Origin of the sequence: Terriglobus sp. YAF25 (genome assembly GCF_052113305.1) — a bacterium.
Taxonomy (GTDB): domain Bacteria; phylum Acidobacteriota; class Terriglobia; order Terriglobales; family Acidobacteriaceae; genus Terriglobus.
Genome location: NZ_JBFRCY010000275.1, coordinates 1 through 6,821 on the forward strand (window position 1 = coordinate 1; position 6,821 = coordinate 6,821).

Sequence of the window (6,821 nt, forward strand, 5' to 3'; positions counted from 1 at the left end):
GGATCCATCCACGCTTCGACACTTCGGAGGAGTCATCGTCAACCGAAGGCTCTTCGACGCCTGGCTCCAGCTCAGCATCGGAGCGCAAAGAGGCATTGAACACAAAACAGCGCAGCCAGAACATCGTTCGGCTGCGCCTTTCCTAGAGCGATCGAGTAGTAACTAAGGTCAGGATGTTGGGATGGATTGTTCGTGGTCCACCATTGCAGATATGACCAGCTCCGGCGCAATCACAGCAGTGCGGAACGAGTGTGGCAGGTCCGATTCCTTGAATTCAATTCCATCTCCGGCAAGTCTGCGCGCCGTCTTGACCAACAATTCGCGTTTGCCATTCATCTTCCGGAGGGCCGTTTCGCGCTCTGCATCGGAAGCAAATATCTCGAACCGATTCAGGTGAGCCATTTTGCGATCATACAAACTGATTTCCTGGTGAACGGCCTTCAGATAGTATTTGTCTTCTACTTTGCCGGGCTTCTGCATTGATCCTCCTGCTTTGCGGTTGGACGTGCAATCTGAGGTAAACGGCGAGGTGCAGACGATTTCGCCGACGCAAAAGGGGCAGTCCTGAGGACTGCCCCTTCACTTTAGCTCTCTGACTTAGGCAACCTGAACGTTCTCGGCCTGCCAGCCCTTTGGGCCTTTGCTGACGTTGAACTGAACGTTCTGGCCTTCCTGAAGCGAGCGGAAACCGTTGCTCTGAATGGCGCTGTGGTGGACAAATACGTCCTCACCATTTGAGCGGCTCAGAAATCCGAAGCCTTTTGCGTCGTTGAACCACTTAACAGTTCCTTGTTCCATGATGTTGTTCATAATGCTTTTCCTTGTGACTTGATGTACCGCTGAACGCAATGTGGAATTGTTTGCGAGCAAAGCGACAAGCCAGAACAAGCAAGAACACCAGATCAAATTCGACGTCTAGAAACAGTCTACCACTGGTGGGAAAGGGGCAGAAAGAACTGAGCGATCGAAACAGCAGGTTTCCCAAAATGGATTAGTCGGTGCGCGGTGAGAGCTCCCACGCCTGGGACGCTACGAAGCAACATTCTTGCCTGTCGCTCGGTCTGCATGGGTTGCCACGGACGCACACACGGGTGCTTATTATTGGTGCGGGAATTGGCACACTCGGCGCCACCTCCATCTAATTTCTTCCCTCTAGTGAAGCGACAGAAGGACGATGCCGCTGATGCAGAAGCGACTTGCAATACAGTTCAGCGGATCGCAGGAGAGAGAAATGCGCCGCAAGAACATTGTCACATTATGGAATCAGCCGGTGCGTCCATGACCCACTAGCCATCAGCACGGCCGGAGTCAGCTTATCCCGCCGGGACGGCATTTCTCTTTATGAACGTTCCTCTATAATTCTTGTCCGACCAGTCGTTCGTTTGAATCGCCTGGCAAGCAAGACCCTCTAATCTGGTGAGAAGAGGAGCGTGCGGGTAGGAGACATGCGGCAACCGCACTCGCCATATAGGGGATTTGTGAAAGAAACAAAGAAGCATTCGAGCAAAGGTGAAAGAACACGCCGGAATATCATTGCCAAAGCCGCAGTCATCTTCAATCAGCGAGGCTTCGACGGCGCGTCAATGCAGGATATCGTCGAGGCGGTCGGGCTGGAAAAGGGGTCTATTTATGGTCACTTCGCTAGCAAGGAAGCACTGGCCCTTGAAGCCTTTGATTTCGCTTGGACCGATACAGCGCAGAAACGCCTGGCTAACCTGGATTCGGTCTCCAATGCGATAGACAAACTCGCAATCCACATCAGCAATTACGTCAAGACTCCAAGCTTTGCCGGCGGTTGCCCCTTATTGAACACAGTCGTCGATACGGACGACGGCAACATGGCTCTTCGCGATCGCGCCCGCAAGGCCTATCGAGGGTGGGAAGGCGTGCTGGTGAACATCATTACGGAAGGACAGAGCAGAGGTGAGGTTCGTAATGGCGTTCATCCGCAGAGTGTAGCCACCTTCCTAATCTCCACACTTGAAGGAGCGACCGCTGTTTCAAGGATCGACAAGCGCTCAAGCGCGCTCGCATACGCACAGGACAACCTGACTCGTTTTCTAGATAACGAAGTGCGAGCGCGCTCGTAAGTCTCGAAGATTTGGCTTCGAAATAGCCGCCTGTTGGGATTGCAATCCTCCTGTTCGTCAATCTTCTAAGCAAATGAGCCGGCTCATCGTTAGAATATTCGTATCGTAATTTACTTCCGACCGGTCGGAATTTTGCAACCTCGATTTACCGCTTGCGTCTGTTACAGTATGAAGTTGCGCATGAAGCGCAAAGAGTCGACATGCAGTCCTAGCAGACGCACGGCTATGAGCGTCACAGAAAACAAGTTTCTAAAGGGAGTAAAACCATACCAGTGTTTTGGGATCAATTTGCGAAGGGCCTGTACGTCAAGGAAATGGCCAGCGCGAGTCTCACCATCTCCCGATTCGCTCCTTTCTCGTTCGGGCGCATCCGGAGCGAAGAAGGACTTCCGGCAGTCACGCGCGGAGACGGCGCAGCGCGTGACTACATGGTCGCACTACAGCTTGCAGAGATCCCGACTATCGAGCAATTCCTAGGAAGCAAGAAAGTATCGCAAGGGTATTATCCCGTCGGCGGAGTGAGCGTGCTCAGGCTCGAAGATAGGCCGGGGATCTTCCTGCCCGGCCCTTTCGACACATTGGTACTGCATCTCACGCAGGACGCCCTAGACGAGGTTGCTGCTTCTCATCGGATGGGTCGAGTGGATCGACTCAGCGGGCCGTTCGGGCAACCGGATTCTATTGTGCATCACCTGGGCCAGGTTCTTCTCACGACGTTGCATCAACCGCACGCCGGCAAATTGTTCGTCGACCATGTATTGCACGCACTGCACTGTCATTTTGTCTGCTCCTACGGCGGCATCACACCCGTGACGAGGGCTGCTCAGGGCGGACTGACAGCTCAGCAGATGAAGAGAGCAACGGAGTTTCTCGATACTCATCTTGACGGAGAAATCGACCTTCAGCAGGTCGCCGACGTCTGCGGTCTGTCGCTCAGCCACTTCGCACGAGCCTTCCGGYAGACCTACGGTAGACCGCCGTATCGGTGGCTCATCGAGCGTCGCGTTGATAAAGCGAAAGATCTGCTGATGAACTGTCGTCTGCCACTTGCGGACATCGCTGTTCGGTGCGGCTTTACAGATCAGTCAGGGTTGAATCGATCCTTCAAGCGCATCTATGGAGTCACTCCAGGAATGTGGCGCAGGACCCAGGAATGACGAAGCGACAACACCGCCAACCCGTCTGCGATTGTTCGCCGTCGTGGTCGGGAGAATCGTTGTAGTCCATGCCGGGAGCGCCTCTTCGCGCAAACAAGCTTTTCGCACCTGTGCCATTCTGCAGCAGGAATGTCCCGTCTTTGGCGGTTTTCGCCTAGATAGGACGCCATACCAAACATAAGCTCAGATCAAACAAGAGAGCGAGTGTTGGAACTACCGCAGGAACCTGCGGTAGTCGACCTGCGCTTCGATTCGTACGGATCTTGAATGAGCCTCAAACCTGTATGGGGCAACTCTTGTGCTAAGGGAGTATGACAATGCAGATTTCAAAACTAGTTCGCAACATTATGGCGCCGTGCGCCGCTCTTCTCGCGTTCTTGCCCAATACCAATATGGCTGCTCAATCGGCGGCCAAGGAAGGAGTGAAGAGTGTCCTCCTTGTACATGGTGCATGGGAAGACGGTTCAAGCTGGTCCAAGCTCATCCCTCTGCTGGAAGCGAAAGGATTTCACGTCGTTTCCGTCCAGATTCCGCTTACTTCGTTTGCGGATGATGTCTCGGCGGCACAGCGAGCAATCGCGCTTGAGGATGGCCCCGTCCTGCTGGTAGGTCACTCCTACGGTGGTGCAGTCATCACCGAAGCCGGCAACGACCCGAAGGTGGCTGGATTGGTGTATGTCGCTGCCGTCGCTCCAGATAAAGGTCAATCTGCCTTCGGGCTGATTACAAGCGTGCCCACTCCTGTCGGCGCGGAACTGCGGCCGGATAAGAGTGGCTTCCTCAAACTTACGTCGAAGGGCATCGCAGAGGATGTGGCACCGGACCTCTCTGCCAAGGAGATCTCGACCTTGATCGCGACACAGATACCCACGAGCGTCGCAGCGATGAAGGGCGAGGTCACGGACCCAGCGTGGAAGTCGAAGCCGTCGTGGTACATCATCGCCGGCAATGACCGCACGATCTCGCCAACGCTCGAAGCCGCGGAAGCAAAGAAGATCGGCGCAACGACGTCCACCGTTGCATCCAGCCACGTCATCATGCTGGCCCAGCCAGCAAAGGTTGCAGATGTGGTTGTGAACGCGGTATCCAAGGTGGGCTCGAAGTAGAACCTAACTGCTAGGCCTCTCGAGTATGGACCACTCCGATCGAGAGGCCTCATTGCTAACAACGTCTTTTCATCGCTATGACAGAAGACCTGTCGCGAAAAGAAGACACCTAGAGAGAAGAATAAATGAATACGATCGTCATCTCTGCATTCGTCATCGGGTTTGCCTGTGGCCTTCGTGCCATCGTTGGACTCGCCGCTCTAAGCTGGGCCGCTAACTCGGAGCATCTTCCACTCCAGGGAACATGGCTCTCCTTCCTCGGAAAACGCATCACCGCGCTTATCCTCAGCTTCATGGCTTTAGGAGAGCTTGTCACAGACAAACTTCCGAAGACCCCAAGCCGCCTTGTTCTACCACAGTTCGGCGCTCGTCTTCTCATGGGCGCAACAAGCGGAGCGGCCGTTGGCCTCTCCAGGGGCAACACCATCGTCGGTCTCATTGCAGGCATCGTCGGTAGCGTCGCTGGCACATACGGCGGCTCTAAGGCACGGGCTTTCGCCGCCCGCTCATTTGGTCGTGACCTGCCGGCAGCATTGCTCGAGGATGTCCTGGCGGTCGCGCTGGCCTTCATCGCACTCCACTAGCAGTTAGCAACAAAATCTCCTGGGAGTTCCCACCAGAAAACATACCCAGGAAGTTACACCGAGAAAAGGATCAATGTATGTTCAGCTCTAACGTCAAGGCTTCCTTACGCCTTCTCGTTCCGGCGATGACTCTCGCTCTCGCCGGATGCTCTTCCCGGATCGCTAGCGTTCCGACGGTGCAGGCCTCTGGCCCAACCGGCATCAAGAATGTCCTGCTCGTACATGGAGCCTGGGCCGATGRCTCCTCGTGGAATCAAGTCATCACGAGCCTGAATGCAGATGGTTACAACGTGACAGCGATTCAACTTCCGCTCACCTCTTTGGCCGACGATGTCGCGACGCTTCAACGTGCTTTGGCGCGAGAGACTGGCAAGACCCTGCTGGTGGCCCATTCATATGGAGGCGTCGTCATCACTCAGGCAGGAACCGACCCGAAGGTTGCGGGGTTGGTCTATGTCGCGGCCTATGCACCTGACAATGGAGTGGAATGACTGCGCGTAGGGATCGTGTCGACAGGCGTCGTAGATTATCGCGTCGGAATGGGAACGTGCCGCCTGTCTCCATGTTCCCCCGAGGTCCGACGAGCAGTTCCTGCGCGCTTAGAGCATTTTCCCTGTTGCTGGGTATCCCGGAAGGGGAGTGCAACCGCGTTTTCATTGCGGAAAACGCCCATAGATACGGAAGCCCTACACTACACCTACAGGGAAATGCTCTAGCTCGCGTGAGAGTGCAATGCCAAGCATTCGTGCAATGACCGCGAGCTGACCAAGATGGTGCAGCTCGTGTTCCTTTGTTCTCAAAATCATCTCAAAGCGGGTCTTCAATGTTCCGTCGCGTTGGGCGACGCCTTCAGTCAGGAACCGCTCAGGCAGGAATTCCACCCACTCTGCCCAGCTTTCTCCCGAAGCTCTCAGCAGCTCAATGAGCTTGGACTTTGTATGGAGCCTCTTCTCCCGGGACTCGCTATCTCTAAGGAACTTGCCAAAATCGAAGGCCTCAATCGTTGTCATATGCTTTTCTTCGTGGAAGAGATAATCGAAGTTGGAGAAGAAGGCAATATGGATCAGGATTTCCGCGACTGAGCGGCTGTCCCCAGCCGGACGGAATAGGTAGTCATCTTCATGGACGTCTTCGGCGATAGAAACCGTGTTTCGTCGAACTGCGCGAATGCTGTCGGCCAACTGTTTTGGACCGTAAAGATTCATCTCTTCTCCCGAAGTGAAAAGACCTACTTCGCGTCCAAAACCTCTTGCTCAACGAGCATCGAGGTTGTGTCGTTGACCAATTTCGCCAGTGCGTCCCAGCGTTGTTTGCCGAGCCGTTTGCACAGAGTTTCCTGCGCGCTTCGCCAGTACGGAACTGCACGGTTGAATTCGGATTCCCCAGACCGAGTCAGACTCAGCCGCCGCTCTCGCCGGTCGGCCCCGTATTTCTTAGCAATCCATCCATGCCGGTCCATAATTGCGAGCGTTCGAGTCAGCGTGGTGCTGTCCATGGCGAGAATTTCTCCGAGCTCACCCTGCGTCGGCTCTCCCGACAATGAAAGCGCCTGAAGGATGGTGAACTGCGTGATCGTCAGTCCGAGAGGTCGTAGCGCCTCGTCATAGGTCTGGGTGAAAGCCCGAGCAGCACGGCGAATATTGGCGCACATGCAAGGAAGAGTTGGAGTCAACGAGCTCTTCATGCTAGAAAAGATGCGTATACATCTAATTAGGATTCAAAAATAACTCGAAATCCAACAGGAAGCGGGCGAGCCTTCACGGAGACCGTGCGTCCGGGAGGCGGCGGATTCCAAGCTTTGGATTTTACAAATTCCTTTTTGAATCTCAATTATATGCATATACATCTATTGTGCCATGGAAAACCGTACGAACTTTGCGTGTG

The 6,821-nt window shown here is 54.5% G+C and carries 9 protein-coding genes; 5 read left to right on the forward strand and 4 right to left on the reverse strand.

Going from position 1 to position 6,821, the window contains the following annotated elements; all coding sequences use genetic code 11:
* Positions 1-168: 168 nt before the first annotated feature.
* Together AB4043_RS12935 and AB4043_RS12940 are read right to left on the reverse strand one after the other, a co-directional pair.
* On the reverse strand, positions 169-480 hold the full coding sequence (locus AB4043_RS12935; protein ID WP_442299214.1) for a hypothetical protein: 312 nt from the start codon (positions 478-480) through the stop codon (positions 169-171).
* Positions 481-597: 117 nt separating this feature from the next.
* Complete coding sequence (locus AB4043_RS12940; protein WP_442299338.1) at positions 598-798, reverse strand: cold-shock protein; 201 nt, start codon at positions 796-798, stop codon at positions 598-600.
* 680 nt (positions 799-1,478) lie between these two features.
* Here AB4043_RS12940 and AB4043_RS12945 point away from each other — a divergent pair.
* From AB4043_RS12945 to AB4043_RS12965, 5 genes are all read left to right on the forward strand, one after another.
* Entirely contained in the window at positions 1,479-2,090 is a 612-nt protein-coding gene (locus tag AB4043_RS12945) for a TetR family transcriptional regulator C-terminal domain-containing protein (protein WP_442299215.1), read from the forward strand.
* A gap of 272 nt (positions 2,091-2,362) precedes the next feature.
* A complete protein-coding gene (locus AB4043_RS12950; protein ID WP_442307224.1) occupies positions 2,363-3,247 on the forward strand; it encodes a helix-turn-helix domain-containing protein in 885 nt (294 codons plus the stop codon).
* A gap of 317 nt (positions 3,248-3,564) precedes the next feature.
* The gene (locus tag AB4043_RS12955) at positions 3,565-4,353 is read left to right on the forward strand and encodes an alpha/beta hydrolase (RefSeq protein WP_442299217.1); all 789 of its coding nucleotides are present in this window, start codon (positions 3,565-3,567) and stop codon (positions 4,351-4,353) included.
* A 125-nt stretch (positions 4,354-4,478) separates the two neighbouring features.
* Positions 4,479-4,937 (forward strand): DUF4126 family protein, encoded by a 459-nt coding sequence (locus tag AB4043_RS12960; RefSeq protein ID WP_442299218.1) that lies wholly within the window; start codon positions 4,479-4,481, stop codon positions 4,935-4,937.
* Between the two features lie 77 nt (positions 4,938-5,014).
* Positions 5,015-5,428: an alpha/beta fold hydrolase gene (locus AB4043_RS12965; protein WP_442307225.1), complete on the forward strand. Its 414-nt coding sequence runs from the start codon at positions 5,015-5,017 to the stop codon at positions 5,426-5,428.
* Positions 5,429-5,623: 195 nt separating this feature from the next.
* Here AB4043_RS12965 and AB4043_RS12970 read toward each other — a convergent pair whose 3' ends face one another.
* Both AB4043_RS12970 and AB4043_RS12975 read right to left on the reverse strand, forming a co-directional pair.
* Positions 5,624-6,142 (reverse strand): DinB family protein, encoded by a 519-nt coding sequence (locus AB4043_RS12970; protein ID WP_442299220.1) that lies wholly within the window; start codon positions 6,140-6,142, stop codon positions 5,624-5,626.
* Between the two features lie 23 nt (positions 6,143-6,165).
* Positions 6,166-6,609 carry a MarR family winged helix-turn-helix transcriptional regulator gene (locus tag AB4043_RS12975; protein ID WP_442307226.1) on the reverse strand — a complete coding sequence of 148 codons (444 nt, stop codon included), beginning with the start codon at positions 6,607-6,609 and terminating at the stop codon, positions 6,166-6,168.
* Positions 6,610-6,821 lie beyond the last annotated feature (212 nt).